The sequence below is a fragment of the Rhizomicrobium sp. genome, from assembly GCA_037200985.1.
Taxonomy (GTDB): Bacteria; Pseudomonadota; Alphaproteobacteria; order Micropepsales; family Micropepsaceae; genus Rhizomicrobium.
Genome location: JBBCGJ010000001.1, coordinates 3,827,752 through 3,843,032, shown reverse-complemented (window position 1 = coordinate 3,843,032; position 15,281 = coordinate 3,827,752). Strand labels below are relative to the sequence as shown.

Here is a 15,281-nt window from a genome sequence, read left to right as displayed (position 1 = left end):
GGGCGCTATTCCGCGGCGCTTCTGACCGTGGCGCGCGGACCGGGCGGTTCGTAGCAGACGCGGCAGCGGACCTGGTATTCGCCGGCATCGCCGACCGCAAGCTGCGCTTCGCCCGGCACGATACGGTGGCTGATATGGCCGGCGTCGGAGCCGCAAATCATGCAGACGCCGGTGAGCTTGTCGACGCTGTCCGCCAGGGCGAGAAGGCCGGGGATCGGCCCAAACGGATTTTCCGCAAAGTCCATATCGAGTCCCGCCACGATGATACGCAGCGGCGTGTGGCGGCGGCAGCGCAGCAATTCGCGGATGGCGCGGCCGAACCAGCCCAGGCTGTCGCGCATCGGCTCGTCCAGCGGGAAGAACTGCGCCTCGTCGACGGCGAGCACGTCGTAGTCTTCCGGCCCGGCAACGCGCCAGAAATCCTCCTCGTTCCGCACCAGGATGGCGGCGAGCTTATCGGTGACTTCGGTCGTGCCGTCGGGATTGACGGCGCGCGCCGCGATGAAGCCTTGCGTGCGCGTGTCATGCGCGGGCTTGACGATGCGCAGGCGCTTGCGGGCATAGAGCGCGCGATGCAGCCGCGCGATCAGAAGCTCGGTCTTGCCCGAAAACATCGGCCCTACGATAACTTCCAGCCGCGCGGTCATGGCAGCGCCCGTTATGCCTCAATCCGGAAAATGCACAATCCGGCCGGCTTCGGAAAGCCCGGCGCCGACTTGTCCCAAGCCCTTCCGGCGTCAGAGGGACAACGCCGTCCTGCTTCTGCGCGGCATCCCCCTGTTTGCCGGGTGCGGCCGGTGCCGCTTGCGCCCTTGCAGCTCGGGCGGGACGCCGGGCGCGCCCGGCGCTTCGGTGTAGACGAAGCCGGCCGGACTGACGTCATGGCTCAGACGACCGATCGGTGTCGGCATTCCGGTCGCGGCCGCCTGGGCGGCCAAAGGCACCGGATGGGCGGCCGCAAATCCGACGAGGGTCAGCCACGCGGCGAAGACGATGGCGGCGCGGAACAAGGTCGTGAACTCCGGGGCTCCAGGAACGGAACGTTCCGCCGCCGTGCCCGTTCCGAAGCGCTAGCGATGCGCGGCGCCGAGCGCCTCTTCGAGATCGCCGATCAGGTCGGACGTCTCTTCGATCCCGGCAGAGAGCCGCAACAGGTCGGGCGGACAGGGCGTGCCCGGGCCCTCGACGCTGGCCCGCTGCTCGATCAGGCTTTCGACCCCGCCGATGGAGGTCGCGCGCTTCCAGAGCGTTATATTCGCGGCCGTAGCGATGGCCGCGGCCTCGCCCCCCTTCACCCGGATGGACAGCATGCCGCCGAAGCCGCCCGTCATCTGCCGCGCCGCAATGTCATGGCCCGGGAAGTTCGTCAGCCCGGGATAGAGCACGTCCAGCACCAGCGGATGCCCGCGGAAATGCTCGGCAATGGCAAAGGCGCTCGCGGCGGCGGCGCGCACGCGCGGGAACAGCGTGCGCATGCCGCGCAGCAGAAGCCACGCCTCGAAGGTTCCCGGCACGCCGCCGAGCTGGCTGCGTAGCGTCTTGATCCGCGCCCACACCTCGTCTTCGTCACGCGTGACCAGCGCGCCGCCGATCAGGTCCGAATGACCGTTCAGATATTTCGTCGCCGAATGCATCACGATATCGGCGCCAAGATCGAGCGGCCGCGTGAACACCGGCGTCGCCACCGTCGAATCCACCGCGAGCCGCGCGCCTGCCGCGTGCGCGATCGCGGCCACAGCCGAGAGATCGGTGATGTCCCAGGTGGGGTTGGCCGGCGTCTCGGCCCAAACCAGCTTGGTGGTGCCGGGCCGCATCGCAGCCTTCACGGCGGCGAGATCGGTCATGTCGACGAGATCGACGCGCAGGCCCCAATCGGTCGCAAAGCCGAGCAGCCAGCTTCGCAGCAGCCAGTACATCAGCTTGGGCGCCACGACATGGTCGCCGGGCTTGAGAGAGAGAAACACCGCCGTTGCCGCGGCCATGCCGGAGGCGAACAGCGCCGCGGCCGCGCCATTCTCCAGGCTCGCCAGCACGGCCTCCGCCTGGTCGTAGGTGGGGTTGTCGGCACGGGCATAGGCGCGGCCGGAGCGGTATTGGTTGTCCGCATCGCGGAGGAAGGTCGAGGAGGGATACAGCGGCGGCGCCACCGCGCGCGTCTTCTCGTCGATCCAGCCGAGCGCCTGGGCCGCGACCGTCGCGGGGCTCATTCTCGCACGTGCATCATCTGCCATGCGCCGATGCTGGCATGCACCGCGTCAGGCGGCAACCGGCCCAGGCTTGCCGTCCTCGACCACGAATGTCCTGAGCGTGGAGAGGCTTGCATTGGCATCGGTGACATCGGACACGACCTGGAATTTCGCCGTCATCGCCTGCCGCGTGAGCTCGACGCTGACATAACCGCGCTTGCGGCTTTCGAAGAACTTCACATGCGGATTGTCCGGCAGGTATTTCGCGAACGTCTCGTAGGGCACGCCATTGGACGTGATCGAGGTGCCGATCAGCTCGCTGGCGATGACCGGCGACGTCTCGTCGGCGAAGTCGGCTTTAATGTCGTTGGCCCAGAAGGAATGGATGTCGCCGGTGATCGCCACGGGATTGGACGGCTTCGACTTGGCGATATGATCGAGCAGGCGCTGGCGGCTCGGCGGAAACCCGTCCCAGCCGTCGGTGTAATAGGCTTCCACCCCGCCCTGGTGCAGCCGCGCCAGGATCACGTCGTTGGCGATGACGTTCCATTTCGACCTGGAGGTCGCGAGCCCCTCGAACAGCCATTTCTCCTGCGCCATGCCGATCATCGAGCGCGACGGCTCCATCAGCTCGGGACAGGACTCCGGCGTTTCGATGTGGCCGCCAGCGCTCAGGCCTTTCTTCTTCCGGTCGTCATAGCAGGCCTGGCGCGAGCGGTATTGCCGACCGTCGATCAGGTCGACGCGGAGCAGATCGCCGAAATCGTAGCGGTCGTAGAGCCGCATGTTCGGGCCGTGCGGCTGCGAGAACCCCGGCTTCAGCGGCATGAATTCATAATAGGTGCGATAGGCCGCGGCACGCCGCTTCAAGAACGCCTCCGGATCCTGGAAGTCCTCGCCCCATTTGTCGGCATAGTCGTTCTGCACCTCGTGATCGTCCCAGGTGGCGAGCGACGGCACGCTGGCATGCAGGAACTGCAGATTGGGATCGAGGCGGTATTGCGTGTAGCGCGCGCGGTATTCGTCGAGCGTCTCGCATTCCTTGCCGCCGGAATGAGTGCGCACGACCGGATGCTTCTTCTCGGCATATTCATAGATGTAGTCGCCCAGGAAGATGCCGAAATCCGGGTTCTCCTCCGCCGCATGGCGATAGGCGGAGAAGTAGCCGTGCTCGTAGTTCGAACAGGAGAAGTAGGCGAATTTCAGCGCGGCCGTGCCGGGGGGCGGCAAGGTCATGGCGCGCCCGACGGTCGACGACGCGCCGCCCGAGGTGAAGCGGTACCAATAGGGCCGGCCGGGCCTGAGGCCGCGAATCTGCTTGTGCACCGAGTAGCCGAAATCGGCATCCGCCAGCGCGGTGCCGCGCTGAACGATGTGGTGCATCGTGTCGTCGCTTGCGATCTCATAGCCGATAGGACGCGACGGTCCGCCCATGCCCGCATCCGGCTCGTTCGGCGCGGGTGCCAGCCGGGTCCACAGCACGAAACCGTCGGCCAACGGCGCTCCGGCGGCGACGCCGAGACTGAAGGGATTGGCCGTCCAGGACGGTGCCGCGAGGCCCTTCGCGACGGCCGGGGCGGCCGCGAGCCACACTGCCGACGCGCCAAGACCCTTAAGAAGCGTGCGGCGCGATGAAACCAAACGTCCGTCCATGTTCCGACTCCACGATGTCCTCCCGTCTCAGAACATGCCGGCGTGACGGTTGCGTATCGCTGAGCGCATCATAAGACCGTTTCCGCTGCGGCAACCAAAAAGACGCGATTTTTCCTCTGGTGCGGGCCATTGGTCGCAATGCTAAAACACGCTCGGAAAATCCTCGGGAGTGACGTCATGGGTGAAGCTTACATTGTAGCGGCGGCGCGTACGGCCGGCGGCAAGCGCGGCGGCAGGCTAAAGGACTGGCATCCGGTCGATCTGGGCGCCAACGTCATCAACGCGCTGCTCGACCGCTCGGGCGCCAATCCCGATCTCGTCGAGGATGTGATCTGCGGCTGCGTCAGCCAGGTCGGCCAGCAGGCAATCAACGTCGCGCGCAATGCGGTGATGGCCTCGCGTCTGCCCGAGCACGTGCCGGGCACCTCGGTCGACCGCCAGTGCGGCTCGTCGCAGCAATCCCTGCATTTCGCGGCGCAGGCGGTGATGTCGGGCTCGATGGACGCGGTGATCGCGATGGGCATCGAGAGCATGACGCGCGTGCCCATGGGCGCCTCCGCGGCGCTTCCGATGCAGAACGGCATGGGGACCTATATGAGCCCGGGCCTGCAGGCGAAATATCCCAACATCCAGTTCAGCCAGTTCATGGGCGCCGAGATGATGGCGAGCAAATACGGCCTCAACAAGGATCAGCTCGACCACTTCGGCTATGAGAGCCACAAGAAAGCGATCGCGGCGACGCAGGGTGGCAAGTTCAAGGACGAGATCGTGCCGCTGACGATCAAGGCCGAGGACGGCACGGAGTCGCAGCACACGGCCGACGAGGGCATCCGCTTCGACGTTTCGCTCGATGGCATCAAGGGCGTGAAGCTGCTGCGTGAAGGCGGCGCGATCACCGCCGCGACCTCGTCGCAGATCTGCGACGGCGCGTCGGGCGTGCTGGTCGTCAATGAAAAAGGCCTGAAGGCGCTCGGCGTCAAGCCGCTGGCGCGCATCCGCCACATGACGGTGATCGGCGGCGATCCGGTGATCATGCTGGAGGCTCCGCTGCCCGCGACGAAGCGCGCGCTCGAGAAGGCCGGCATGTCGATCGACGACATCGACCTGTTCGAGGTCAACGAGGCCTTCGCCTCCGTCCCCGTGGCATGGCTGCAGCAGACCGGTGCGGACCCGGAGCGCCTGAACGTCAACGGCGGTGCCATCGCGCTCGGCCACCCGCTCGGCGCCTCGGGCACCAAGCTGATGACGACGCTTCTTTATGCGCTCAAGGACCGCAACAAGAAGTGGGGCCTGCAGACGATGTGCGAAGGCGGCGGCCTCGCCAACGTCACGATCGTCGAGCGGCTGTAACCCTGAACCTTCTTCCGTCATCGTCCGGCGTGTCCGGGCGATGACGGTCGGAGAGGGATAGATGGACCTCTCCTACTCCCCCGAATACGAAGCCTTCCGCGATGAGGTTCGCGCCTTTACGCGGGAATTCGGCGACCGCGCACCGCCTGCCGGCGATATGCGCGAATGGCAGAATCTGCTCATCGCGCGCGGTTATGCCGCGCGCACCATCCCGAAAGAATATGGCGGCTTCGGCGCCGCGCCCGACGTCCTGAAATCGCGCATCGTCGCGGAAGAGTTCATCGCCGCCGGCCTGCCCATGGGCATGAGCGGCCAGGGAATCTCCATGCTGGTGCCGACGCTTCTGGAGGTCGGCTCGGAGGAGCAGAAGCGCAAATACATCGCGCCGACGCTGCGTGGCGAGATCGTCTGGTGCCAGGGCTATAGCGAGCCGGGCGCGGGATCCGACCTCGCGGCGCTCACGACCCGCGCGACGGAAGAGGGCGACGACTTCATCATCAACGGCCAGAAAATCTGGACCTCGACCGCGGCGCAGGCCGACATGATGTTCTGCCTGGTGCGCACCGAACCCGACAAGCCGAAGCACGAAGGCATCTCCTACATACTGTTCTCGATGAAGACGCCGGGAATCGAGGTGCGTCCACTGGTGACGATGACCGGCCGCGCCGAATTCAACGAGGTGTTCTTCACCGATGTGCGCGTGCCGAAATCCGGCGTGGTCGCAGGACGCGGCCAGGGCTGGATGGTCGCCAATGCGACCCTGAAGCACGAGCGCGGCATGCTGGGCGATCCCAACCAGGCCGGCACGCGGCTAAAAGCCATCGTCGATCTGATGCGCGAAGAGACCGTCGACGGCGTGCGGTTGATGGACAACCCGGTGCTTCGCGACCGGCTGCTGAAACTCCAGGCCCGCGCGCATGCGATGGAATTCCACGGGCTGCGCCTTCTGACGTCGCGTCTCAAAGGCGAAGACCCGGGCGTCGCCGGACTGATCGTCAAGCTGATGGGCTGCGAGCTTAATCACCAGCTTGCGGCTTTCGCGATCGACGCGCTGGGAGAGCTCGGCGTGCTCTATGGTGGCTCGCAGCATTCACGCAACAACGGCAATTGGCAATGGAACTACATGTTCGACCTTGGCCTGATCATCGGCGGCGGCACGGCGCAGATCCAGAAGAACATCATCGCCGAGCGCGGCCTGGGCATGCCGCGCGAACCGAAGCCGGCGAAGGCCTGATATGGAATTCGGCCTCACTCCCGATCAGAAGATGATGCAGGAGAGCATCGGCCGCACGCTGGAACGCGTCTGCCCGCTCGAGCGCGTGCGCAAGACGACCGATGGCACGGCCCGCGATGTGTTGACGGCGATAGCGGAGCTCGGCGTCACCGGCATGCTGATCCCGGAAGAATTCGGCGGGCTGGGACTTCAGCTTCTCGACGCCGCGCTGGCGGCGGAGATGCTGGGCCGTCACGTCGCGCCGGTACCGTTCGTGGCGTCGTCGGTTATGGCGCCGCTCGCCCTTCTGGGCGCAGGCAGCGAGGCGCAGAAGAGGGCATATCTGCCGAAGCTGGCGTCCGGCGAAGCGACCGCGGGCGTCGCGATCAGCGAACACGCATCCGGGGCGCGCGACAAGGCGGGCATCTCCGCGAGGGCCGGCAAGCTTTCCGGCAAGTCGCTTTTCGTGCTCGATTTCGCCGGCGCGGAGTTCTTCATCGTCGCGGACAATTTCGGCGCCCTGCATATCGTCGATGCCGATGCAAAGGGGCTGGAAAGAACGGCGTTCACCACCATCGACGTGACGCGGGCGATCGGCGAACTCAGTTTCGATACCGTCGACGCCGAGCCGTTGTCATCGGGAAATCCGCAGGCGACGCTGGAACGCCTGATCGATGCAGGCCGCATCATGCTCGCCGCCGACACGCTGGGCGCCGGCGGGCGGATGATCGAGAAGGCGGTCGACTATGCCAAGCAGCGCAAGCAGTTCGGCCGCGTCATCGGCTCGTTCCAGGCGGTCAAGCATATGTGCGCGGAGATGGTAGCCGAGCTCGAGCCGTGCCGCGCGCTGATCTGGTATGCGGCCTACGCCTTCGACGCGTTCCCCGACCAGGCGCGGCGCATGGCGGTGCATGCCAAGGCGCATACCGCCGAAGTCGGCACCTTCGTCGCGCGCACCGCAACCGAAGTGCATGGCGGCATGGGTTTCACCGACCTGCTCGGCCTGCACTATTGGTTCAAGCGCATCGGCTTTGACCGGCAGGCGCTGGGAGGTCCGGAAAAAGTCCGCCATGACGCGGCGGTGGCGCAGGGCTGGATTGGAAATTAACGCAGGCTTCCGCCGGACACCGTCACGCGTCGCGTCTCGGTCACCGGCACGACGACCTCCGCATTGCATTCGACGGGCGATCCGTTTTCCGTCGCGGTGATCGCTACATCGACGGCTTGCAGCGTGCACGTCACGCGCACGTGCCATAGCCGATAGCGACCCTGCCGCCAGGCCTCGCTCTCGCCGTCGTCGTCGAAGATTTCCGCCTCGAGGGCGCCCTCCGCGACGGGGAATATTTGAAAGCCGCGCCGGTCGGCGCGGGCGGCGAAGTGCTGCTCGGCGGTGTTGAGGGCGACGACGCTGCCTTCTCGCGCGAAGAGCGGCGGGCGGCCGCATGGTGCGGGGCGCACGACCGTCCGGCCGCCCGCGAACGCCTCGCCCGTCCACCAGTCAAACCAGCGCGCGCCGGACGGCAGGTATATCGCGCGGACCGTTGCGCCGGGTTCGACGATGGGGGTGACCAGAAGCGCGCGACCGAGCAGCATGTCGTCGTTTTCTTCGAGGCAGTGCGGATCGTCCGGGAAATCGTGAAAGGTCGGGCGGACAATCGGCTCGTAGTACTGCGCGTATCGCCATGTCAGATCGTAAAGGTACGGCAGCAAGTGATAGCGGAACTTGATGAGGTCGCGGATTTGGGACGTAACTGCCGGATGCATCCAGGGCTCGTTCGCCGTGCGGTCGGTGTTCCAGGAATGGATGGAGAAGCGCGGCATGAAAATGCCGAAGCCGACCCAGCGCACGAATAACTCGGCGTCGGGCCTGGGACCGTCGAAGCCGCCGACGTCATGGCCGGTGTTCGACACACCGCTGAGCGCCAACCCGAGCCCCATCTTGATATTGTATTTCAGCGTCTCCCAGCTCGTGAAATTGTCGCCCGACCAGGTCTGGACATAGCGCTGCATGCCCACGCCACCGCTGCGGCTGACGAGAAACGGACGCTTGTCCGGCGCATGCGCACGCTGGGCATCGCGCGAGGCGCGGATCATCTGCAGCGTCTGCAGCGGCTTTGACTCGATGGCGGCCGCGCGCCTGCCGAAGCCGTGCGCCACGGCCTTGGGACTCACGATCTCGAATTCGTTGTTGTCGTTCCAGGTGCCGGCCATGCCGACATCGAGCAGCGCGGTCGTCATTTTCTCCTTCCACCACGCCGACGCCGCCGGATTGGTGAAGTCGACATAGGCGCCCAGCGCGTCCCAGAACTGTACCCATTCGGGCGCGCCATCGGCGGCCGCGATCAGCAGGCCTTTGTCACGCGCCTCTGCAAACAGCGGATGGTCGTGCAGCATGGCCGGCTTGACGTTGGGGATCAGGCGCACATTTTTTTGCGCATAGGAGCGCACGAAAGCGGCGGGATCGGGAAACTTATCGCGATTCCAGTGGAAGACGTATCGCTTACCGCCGATCGAGGTATAGCCCGACGACAGATGAAAGGAATCGCAGAGGATGTCGTGCTCCTCGCACTTCGCCAGGAACTCCGCCATCGCGGCTTGCGCGTCGGACCGGTCCGTATAGCTCATCGTCGAGCCGGAATAGCCGAGCGCCCAGCGCGGCAGGAGCACAGGCTTGCCCGTCAGCCAGGTATAGCGGCGGACGACGTCCGGAATCGAGCCGGCGATCAAGTAGTAATCGAGATCGCCGTGATCGGCGACAAAGCTCCGGAACAGGCCGTGATAATTGCTGCGCGCGCAGCCCATATCGAAGGTGCAGTCCGACAGCGTGTCGTAGAACAGCCCCGCGGCGGCGCCGTTTTCCTTTTGCGTGATGTAGAACGGAATATGCTTGTAGAGCGGATCGGAGTTCCGTGCGTCGTAGCCCATCGCATCGACATTCGACATGCGGAAGCGGCGGCCGGCGCGATCCATGTCGCCGGACCGTTCGCCGAGGCCGAAGTACTTTTCCGCCGGATCGCGGACGAGGTGGTGGTACACGCGGTCGTCCCACCATCCGAAATTATAGGCTTGGGTCGGCCTGTCCTTCAGCAGCGGTGCGCCGCTCGGGTCGGACCAGGAGCAGACAAAGCCGTTCAGGCGGATCGACAGTGCAAGTTTCGCCGTCGTTATGACGAGTCGGCCGTCCTCCTCGCCCAGATCGAACGGCGGCAGCGCAAATCCCGAAAGATCGAACCGGTCGCGGCCCTCGGTCGGCACATCTTCAAGGCCCGGCGCGATGGCCCAGGTCTTCGGCTGCCGCAAGACGCCGTCGGGCACCACCAGGACACGCAAGATATCGTCTTCCAGAACGAAGACATGCGCCACCGCCGGCCCGTCGCTGAGCGTCAGGCGATTGCCGTCGCGGGCGGCGAGTTGGAAGACCGGCGGCTTGAGGAGCGTGCTCACCAGTTCGTCATGCTGCCGTCCTCGAGCCGATTCACGGGGAGGTAGGCGCGCTTGTAGGGATATTTTGCCGCCAGCGTCTCGTCGATCTCGACACCCAGGCCCGGCGCCTCGCCCGGATGCATCTCGCCCTTGGCGAAGCTGTAGGCGTGCGGAAAGACCGCGTCGGTCTCCTTGGTATGCAGCATGTATTCCTGAATGCCGAAATTCGGCACCGAAAGATCGAAATGCAGCGCCGCCGCCATGCACACCGGTGACAGGTCGGTGGCGCCGTGGCTGCCCGTACGCACGTGATAGAGATCGGCGAGGCTCGCGATGCGCCGCAGATGCGTGATGCCGCCCGAATGCACCACCGTCATGCGGATATAGTCGATGAGCTGCTCCTCAATGAGCTGCTTGGCGTCCCAGATCGAATTGAACACCTCGCCGACCGCGAGCGGCGTCGTGGTGTGCTGGCGGATCAGGCGGAAGCCCGCATGGTTCTCCGCCGCCACCGCGTCCTCCAGCCAGAACAGCTTGTAGGGTTCCAGATCGCGCCCCAGCCGCCCGGCTTCGATAGGCGTCAGGCGATGGTGCACGTCGTGCAGCAGATGCACATCCCAGCCGAGCTTGTCGCGCGCCGCCGCGAACAGGTCGGGCACGGTGCGCATGTATTTGACCGTCGACCAGACGTTCTCGGTCGGCAGGTCGGCGTCGGCCGGCTCGTAATATTTCTTGTCCTTCGATACGCCATAGGTGGAGGCGAGGCCGGGAATGCCGGATTGCAGGCGGATGGCCTTGTAGCCTTCTTCCTGGTAGCGGATCGCCTCGGCGACCGTTTCCTCGATCGTCTTGCCGTTGGCATGACCATAGATCATCACGCCCTCGCGGGAGGCACCGCCCAGAAGCTGATAAAGCGGCAGGCCCGCGACCTTGCCCTTGATGTCCCACAACGCGGTATCGACGGCGGCGATCGCCGACATCGTCACCGGTCCGCGCCGCCAATAGGCGCCGCGATAGAGATATTGCCAGATGTCCTCGATGCGATGCGCATCGCGGCCGATCAGGCAAGGGATGACATGATCGGTGAGATAGCTCGCGACCGCCAGTTCGCGACCGTTCAGCGTCGCGTCGCCCAGACCGGTGACGCCGTCTTCCGTCTCGATCTTCAGCGTGACGAAATTGCGGCCCGGACAGGTGACGATGACGCGCGCGGATCGGATCTTGGACATGGCACTCGCAAAGGTTAGAGCTTGTAGGCGGCCTTGGGGAGATTGTAGGCGAGATCGACGATCACGTCCTGCGCTTCATCCTCCTCCAGCCGCTGGCTGGTGACCAGTTCGGCGAGATAGGCCGCATCGATCCGCCGCGCCAGATCGTGTCGCGCCGGAATGGAGAAGAAGGCGCGGGTGTCGTCGTTGAACCCCACGGTGTTGTAGAAGCCGGCGGTCTCCGTCACCTGTCGGCGGAAGCGCAGCATGCCTTCCGGCGAATCGTAAAACCACCACGCCGGCCCGAGTTTCAGGGCCGGATAATGGCCGGCGAGCGGCGCCAGTTCGCGCGCGTAATTCGTCTCGTCCAGCGTGAACAGGATAATGGCGATATCGCCGCGATTGCCGACACGGTCCAGCAGCGGCTTGAGCGCGTGTACATAATCGGTGCGCATCGGGATGTCGGCACCCATGTTCGGACCGTATTTCGCGAACAGCGCGGGGTTGTGATTTCGATAGACGCCGGGGTGTATCTGCATCGTCATGCCGTCCTCGCACGACATCTTCGCCATCTCGGTCAGCATCGCGGCGCGGAACAGTTCGGCGTCGCCCGCCTCGCCCCGGCCACGCAGCAGCCGGTCGAGCAGCGCCTGGGCGTCGGCAGCGGCCAGATCGGCGGTCGCCGCCGTCGGGTGGCCGTGATCCGTCGCGGTCGCCCCATGAGCGCAAAAGAACGCCCGGCGCGCCTGGTGCGCCTTGAGATAGCCGGCCCAGGTTGCGGTGTTCTCCTTCGTCAGCGCGCCGAAGATCTCCACGTTTGCGTCGAAGTTCGGCTTGTCCGCGTCGATCACGTCGTCGGGGCGATAGGTCGTCACGACATGGCCCGGCCAGTCGCGTGCGATCGCGTCGTGATCGGCCAGGGTGTCCAGCGCGCCCTCGGTGGTGGCGATCTTCTCGATATTGAATCGCTTGAACAGCGCGCGCGGCCGGAACGTCGGTGTCCCAAGCGCGGCGTTGATCGCGTCGTAATAGAGATCGGCCGTGTCCGCGCCCAGCCGCATTTCGATTCCGAAGACCGTGGAAAACACGTGATCAAGCCACAGGCGGGACGGCGTGCCGCGGAACAGCCGATAGTTCGACGCGAAGAGCTTCCATGCCGCGCGGCGGTCGGCGTTCGGGTTCTGAAACCCCAGCGCCTCCGGCGCGATGCCCTGGGAATAGAGCATCCGCGTCACATAGTGATCGGGCCACAGGAATACGCTGGTCGCGTCCTCGAATGCCGCGTCGGTCGCGAACCATCCGGGATCGGTATGGCCGTGCGGCGAGAGGATCGGCAGCGTCTCGACCTTGGAGAACAGTGCACGCGCGACGGCGCGCGTCGCGGGATCGGACGGAAAGAAGCGATCGGGATGGAGCGTCAACCCGGTCATCAGCGGATAACTCGGGCGCCCTTGCCCTTCATCACCGCTTCGACCTCCCTGGCGTTGACCATCGAGGTATCGCCCGGCGTGGTCATGGCGAGCGCGCCATGCGCCGCGCCATATTCCACCGCCGCCTGCGGCCCCTTGCCTTCGAGGAAGCCATAGGCGAGGCCGGAGGCGAACCCGTCGCCGCCGCCGACGCGATCGTAGATCTCCAAATTCTCGCGCATCATCGACTGATGGAATTCACCGCCGGCATAGAGGATCGCCGACCAGTCGTTGAAGGTGGCGGTCTTGGCGTTGCGCAGCGTCGTCGCCGCGACCTTGAAGTTTGGATATTCCTTAACCGCCGTCAGGATCATCTTCTTGAAATTCGCCGGGTCGATGGCGGAGATGTGCTCGTCCATGCCTTCGACCTCGAAGCCCAGGCAGGCGGTGAAATCCTCTTCGTTGCCGAGCATCACGTCGACATATTTCGCGATGTGGCGGTTGATCTTACGCGCGCCGTCCTGTCCGCCCTGGCTCTTCCATAGCGAGGCGCGGTAGTTGAGGTCGTAGGAGACGATCGTGCCATGCTTGCGTGCGGCCTCGACCGCCTCGATCACCGCCTCGGACGTGTTGGGCGCCAGCGCCGCGAAAATCCCGCCGGTGTGGAACCAGCGCACGCCCTCCTCGCCGAAGATCTTTTCCCAGTTTACTTCGCCGGGCCTGATCTGCGAAGCGGCCGAGTTCGCGCGGTCGGAGCAGCCCAGCGCGGCGCGGATGCCGAAACCTTTCTCGGTGAAGTTGAGCCCGACGCGGGTGTTGCGGCCGATGCCGTCATGCTCGCGCCAGATGACGTGGCGCATGTCCACGCCGCCCTGCTGGATGAAATCCTCGACCAGCCATCCCAGATCGTTGATGGGCAGCGCGGTCACCACCGCGGCACGTTTGCCCCAGCACTTGCGCATGGCGCGGGCGACATTGTACTCGCCGCCGCCCTCCCATACGGCGAATTGCCGGCTGTTGCGCACGCGGCCGAAGCCCGGATCGAAGCGCAGCATCACCTCGCCGAAGGAGACGCAGTCCCATTTGCAGTCCGCCGCGGGACGGATGTTCAGGATGTCGGTCATTACTTGCTTCCACGGATTTCTTTGATCAGACGCACGGTGTCGCGAACCTTCTTTTCGATGCCGTCATAATCCTTGGCGTCGAGCAGCTTCTTGGAGATGAGATTCGAGCCGATACCCGCCGCGACGATTCCGGCGCCGAACCATTCGCGCAACGACGCCTCGGTCGCATCGACCCCGCCGGTCGGCATGATCTTGGTCCAGGGCATCGGGCCGAGCACCGCCTTGACGAAGGCGGGCCCGCCGACGCTTTCGCCCGGAAAGACCTTCACGATCTCGCAGCCGAGCTCCTGCGCCTCGGAAATTTCCGTCGCGCTGCCGCAGCCGGGGCTGTAGGGAATGCCGCGCCGGTTGCACAGCCGCGCCACCTCCGGATTGGTCATCGGTCCCACGACGAAATTCGCTCCATTGGCGATGAAGAGGCCGGCGGTCGGGGCGTCGACCACGGAGCCTACGCCCATGATAACGCTATCATCCGCCTTGGCGAAGTGCCGCGTCACCTCCAGAAACACGTGCGCCGCGAAGTCGCCGCGGTTCGTGAACTCGGTGCATTTGGCGCCGCCATTGGCGCAGGCCTGGATGACCTTGGAGCAGACCTCGACATCGGGATGATAGAAGACCGGGATAACGCCTTGGTCGATGATGGCGGTCAGCACTTTCAGCCGGTCTCTGGCCATTTCCGTCCCTCGATGCGTGCAAGCGGCCGGCACATTGCCAGCCCCCGCACCATATTTCGAGCATGGTAACCGGTATCAGTTTTTCGAACACCGCTCGGTCGGAAAAGAGGGTCGGAGCCTCAATGCCCGATCAGATGGGTCGCCCAGCCCTTCCAGAACGGGGCCAAATTATAGAGATAGGTTGCCGTGAGCCCCACTGCGACGGCCGACTTCTACCGCGCCATCCGAACGCCGTCGACCGTCGGGCGACCACGGCCGGACGTTTTGCGGCGCTAACGCGTCGACATCCCGCCGTCGATAATAAGTTCGCTTCCCGTCACGTAGCGCGACTCGTCGCTGGCGAGATAGAGCACGCCCTGGGCGATATCATCCGGCACGCCTTTCTTGCCGATCGGTACGGCCATCTCCGCAATCTGGTCGAGGTTCGGCGCATTGGCGCCGGGCGCGTCCGCGCCAGGCACGATGCCGGCCCAGATCGGGGTTTCGATGATGCCGGGATGAACCGAATTCACCCGGACATTGTCGCGCGCCGCGCCGCATTCCATCGCCACCGCCTTGGTGAACAGCCGCACGCCGCCCTTGGTGGCGCAATAGCCGGCCAGCGTCGGCGATCCCTTGAGGCCCGCCAGCGAGGAGATGTTGATGATGGACCCGCCGCCGCTCGCGCGCAGCAGCGGCAGGGAATGCTTCACGCCCAGGAACACGCCGTCGAGATTGATCGCGGCCTGCCGTCGCCAATCGGCCAGCGTCATCGTCAGCACCGAGCCGGCAATGGCGATGCCCGCATTGTTGACCAGGATGTCGAGCCGGCCGAACGCCTCCTTGACCGCGCCGACGACGCTTTCCCAGGCATCTTCGCTGGCGACGTCGTGGTGGAGATAGATCGCCTCGCCGCCCGCCTCCTGGATCGCGCGCGACGTCTTTGCCCTGGTCGTCCTGGATGTCGGTGACGGCGACCTTCGCGCCTTCCTTGGCGAGCAGCAATGCGCTCGCGCGACCGATGCCGCTGGCTCCCCCGGTGACGAGGGCAACCTTGCCTTT

The 15,281-nt window shown here is 65.2% G+C and carries 13 protein-coding genes; 3 read left to right on the top strand and 10 right to left on the bottom strand.

Annotated features, from left to right (window positions below; genetic code table 11):
- Nucleotides 1-5: 5 nt before the first annotated feature.
- From WDN01_18920 to WDN01_18905, 4 genes are all read right to left on the bottom strand, one after another.
- A complete protein-coding gene (locus WDN01_18920; GenBank protein ID MEJ0028104.1) occupies nucleotides 6-647 on the bottom strand; it encodes a hypothetical protein in 642 nt (213 codons plus the stop codon).
- 90 nt (nucleotides 648-737) lie between these two features.
- Entirely contained in the window at nucleotides 738-1,010 is a 273-nt protein-coding gene (locus WDN01_18915) for a hypothetical protein (protein MEJ0028103.1), read from the bottom strand.
- Between the two features lie 60 nt (nucleotides 1,011-1,070).
- Nucleotides 1,071-2,207, bottom strand: coding sequence for a PLP-dependent transferase (locus WDN01_18910; GenBank protein MEJ0028102.1), 1,137 nt, complete (start codon nucleotides 2,205-2,207; stop codon nucleotides 1,071-1,073).
- A 48-nt stretch (nucleotides 2,208-2,255) separates the two neighbouring features.
- Nucleotides 2,256-3,839: an alkaline phosphatase D family protein gene (locus WDN01_18905; protein MEJ0028101.1), complete on the bottom strand. Its 1,584-nt coding sequence runs from the start codon at nucleotides 3,837-3,839 to the stop codon at nucleotides 2,256-2,258.
- Nucleotides 3,840-4,016: 177 nt separating this feature from the next.
- On the opposite strand from WDN01_18905, the gene WDN01_18900 reads away from it, so the two are divergent.
- The 3 genes from WDN01_18900 to WDN01_18890 all read left to right on the top strand — a co-directional run bounded on the left by WDN01_18900 (nucleotide 4,017) and on the right by WDN01_18890 (nucleotide 7,510).
- Entirely contained in the window at nucleotides 4,017-5,189 is a 1,173-nt protein-coding gene (locus WDN01_18900) for an acetyl-CoA C-acetyltransferase (GenBank protein ID MEJ0028100.1), read from the top strand.
- Between the two features lie 61 nt (nucleotides 5,190-5,250).
- Nucleotides 5,251-6,423 (top strand): acyl-CoA dehydrogenase family protein, encoded by a 1,173-nt coding sequence (locus WDN01_18895; protein MEJ0028099.1) that lies wholly within the window; start codon nucleotides 5,251-5,253, stop codon nucleotides 6,421-6,423.
- 1 nt (nucleotide 6,424) lies between these two features.
- On the top strand, nucleotides 6,425-7,510 hold the full coding sequence (locus tag WDN01_18890) for an acyl-CoA dehydrogenase family protein (GenBank protein MEJ0028098.1): 1,086 nt from the start codon (nucleotides 6,425-6,427) through the stop codon (nucleotides 7,508-7,510).
- Here WDN01_18890 and WDN01_18885 read toward each other — a convergent pair.
- The 6 genes from WDN01_18885 to WDN01_18860 all read right to left on the bottom strand — a co-directional run bounded on the left by WDN01_18885 (nucleotide 7,507) and on the right by WDN01_18860 (nucleotide 15,271).
- Nucleotides 7,507-9,846 carry a glycoside hydrolase family 31 protein gene (locus WDN01_18885; GenBank protein MEJ0028097.1) on the bottom strand — a complete coding sequence of 780 codons (2,340 nt, stop codon included), beginning with the start codon at nucleotides 9,844-9,846 and terminating at the stop codon, nucleotides 7,507-7,509. The genes WDN01_18890 and WDN01_18885 overlap by 4 nt on opposite strands.
- Complete coding sequence (gene manD, locus WDN01_18880; protein ID MEJ0028096.1) at nucleotides 9,843-11,054, bottom strand: D-mannonate dehydratase ManD; 1,212 nt, start codon at nucleotides 11,052-11,054, stop codon at nucleotides 9,843-9,845. Before manD ends, WDN01_18885 begins: the two co-directional genes overlap by 4 nt.
- 14 nt (nucleotides 11,055-11,068) lie before the next feature.
- A complete protein-coding gene (uxaC, locus tag WDN01_18875; protein MEJ0028095.1) occupies nucleotides 11,069-12,463 on the bottom strand; it encodes a glucuronate isomerase in 1,395 nt (464 codons plus the stop codon).
- Nucleotides 12,463-13,566, bottom strand: a complete 1,104-nt coding sequence (locus WDN01_18870) for a sugar kinase (GenBank protein MEJ0028094.1) — start codon at nucleotides 13,564-13,566, stop codon at nucleotides 12,463-12,465. The genes uxaC and WDN01_18870 overlap by 1 nt, the downstream gene beginning before the upstream one ends.
- Nucleotides 13,566-14,240 (bottom strand): bifunctional 4-hydroxy-2-oxoglutarate aldolase/2-dehydro-3-deoxy-phosphogluconate aldolase, encoded by a 675-nt coding sequence (locus tag WDN01_18865; protein ID MEJ0028093.1) that lies wholly within the window; start codon nucleotides 14,238-14,240, stop codon nucleotides 13,566-13,568. The genes WDN01_18870 and WDN01_18865 overlap by 1 nt, the downstream gene beginning before the upstream one ends.
- A gap of 272 nt (nucleotides 14,241-14,512) precedes the next feature.
- Nucleotides 14,513-15,271 (bottom strand): SDR family oxidoreductase, encoded by a 759-nt coding sequence (locus tag WDN01_18860; protein ID MEJ0028092.1) that lies wholly within the window; start codon nucleotides 15,269-15,271, stop codon nucleotides 14,513-14,515.
- Nucleotides 15,272-15,281: the final 10 nt, after the last annotated feature.

Bases quoted from the DNA above. Each gene is read 5' to 3' on its own strand.
- WDN01_18920 (MEJ0028104.1), bottom strand. From the start codon at position 647: ATGACCGCGCGGCTGGAAGTTATCGTAGGGCCGATGTTTTCGGGCAAG.
- WDN01_18910 (MEJ0028102.1), bottom strand. From the start codon at position 2,207: ATGAGCCCCGCGACGGTCGCGGCCCAGGCGCTCGGCTGGATCGACGAG.
- WDN01_18905 (MEJ0028101.1), bottom strand. From the start codon at position 3,839: ATGGACGGACGTTTGGTTTCATCGCGCCGCACGCTTCTTAAGGGTCTT.
- WDN01_18900 (MEJ0028100.1), top strand. From the start codon at position 4,017: ATGGGTGAAGCTTACATTGTAGCGGCGGCGCGTACGGCCGGCGGCAAG.
- WDN01_18895 (MEJ0028099.1), top strand. From the start codon at position 5,251: ATGGACCTCTCCTACTCCCCCGAATACGAAGCCTTCCGCGATGAGGTT.
- WDN01_18890 (MEJ0028098.1), top strand. From the start codon at position 6,425: ATGGAATTCGGCCTCACTCCCGATCAGAAGATGATGCAGGAGAGCATC.
- manD (MEJ0028096.1), bottom strand. From the start codon at position 11,054: ATGTCCAAGATCCGATCCGCGCGCGTCATCGTCACCTGTCCGGGCCGC.
- uxaC (MEJ0028095.1), bottom strand. From the start codon at position 12,463: ATGACCGGGTTGACGCTCCATCCCGATCGCTTCTTTCCGTCCGATCCC.
- WDN01_18870 (MEJ0028094.1), bottom strand. From the start codon at position 13,566: ATGACCGACATCCTGAACATCCGTCCCGCGGCGGACTGCAAATGGGAC.
- WDN01_18865 (MEJ0028093.1), bottom strand. From the start codon at position 14,240: ATGGCCAGAGACCGGCTGAAAGTGCTGACCGCCATCATCGACCAAGGC.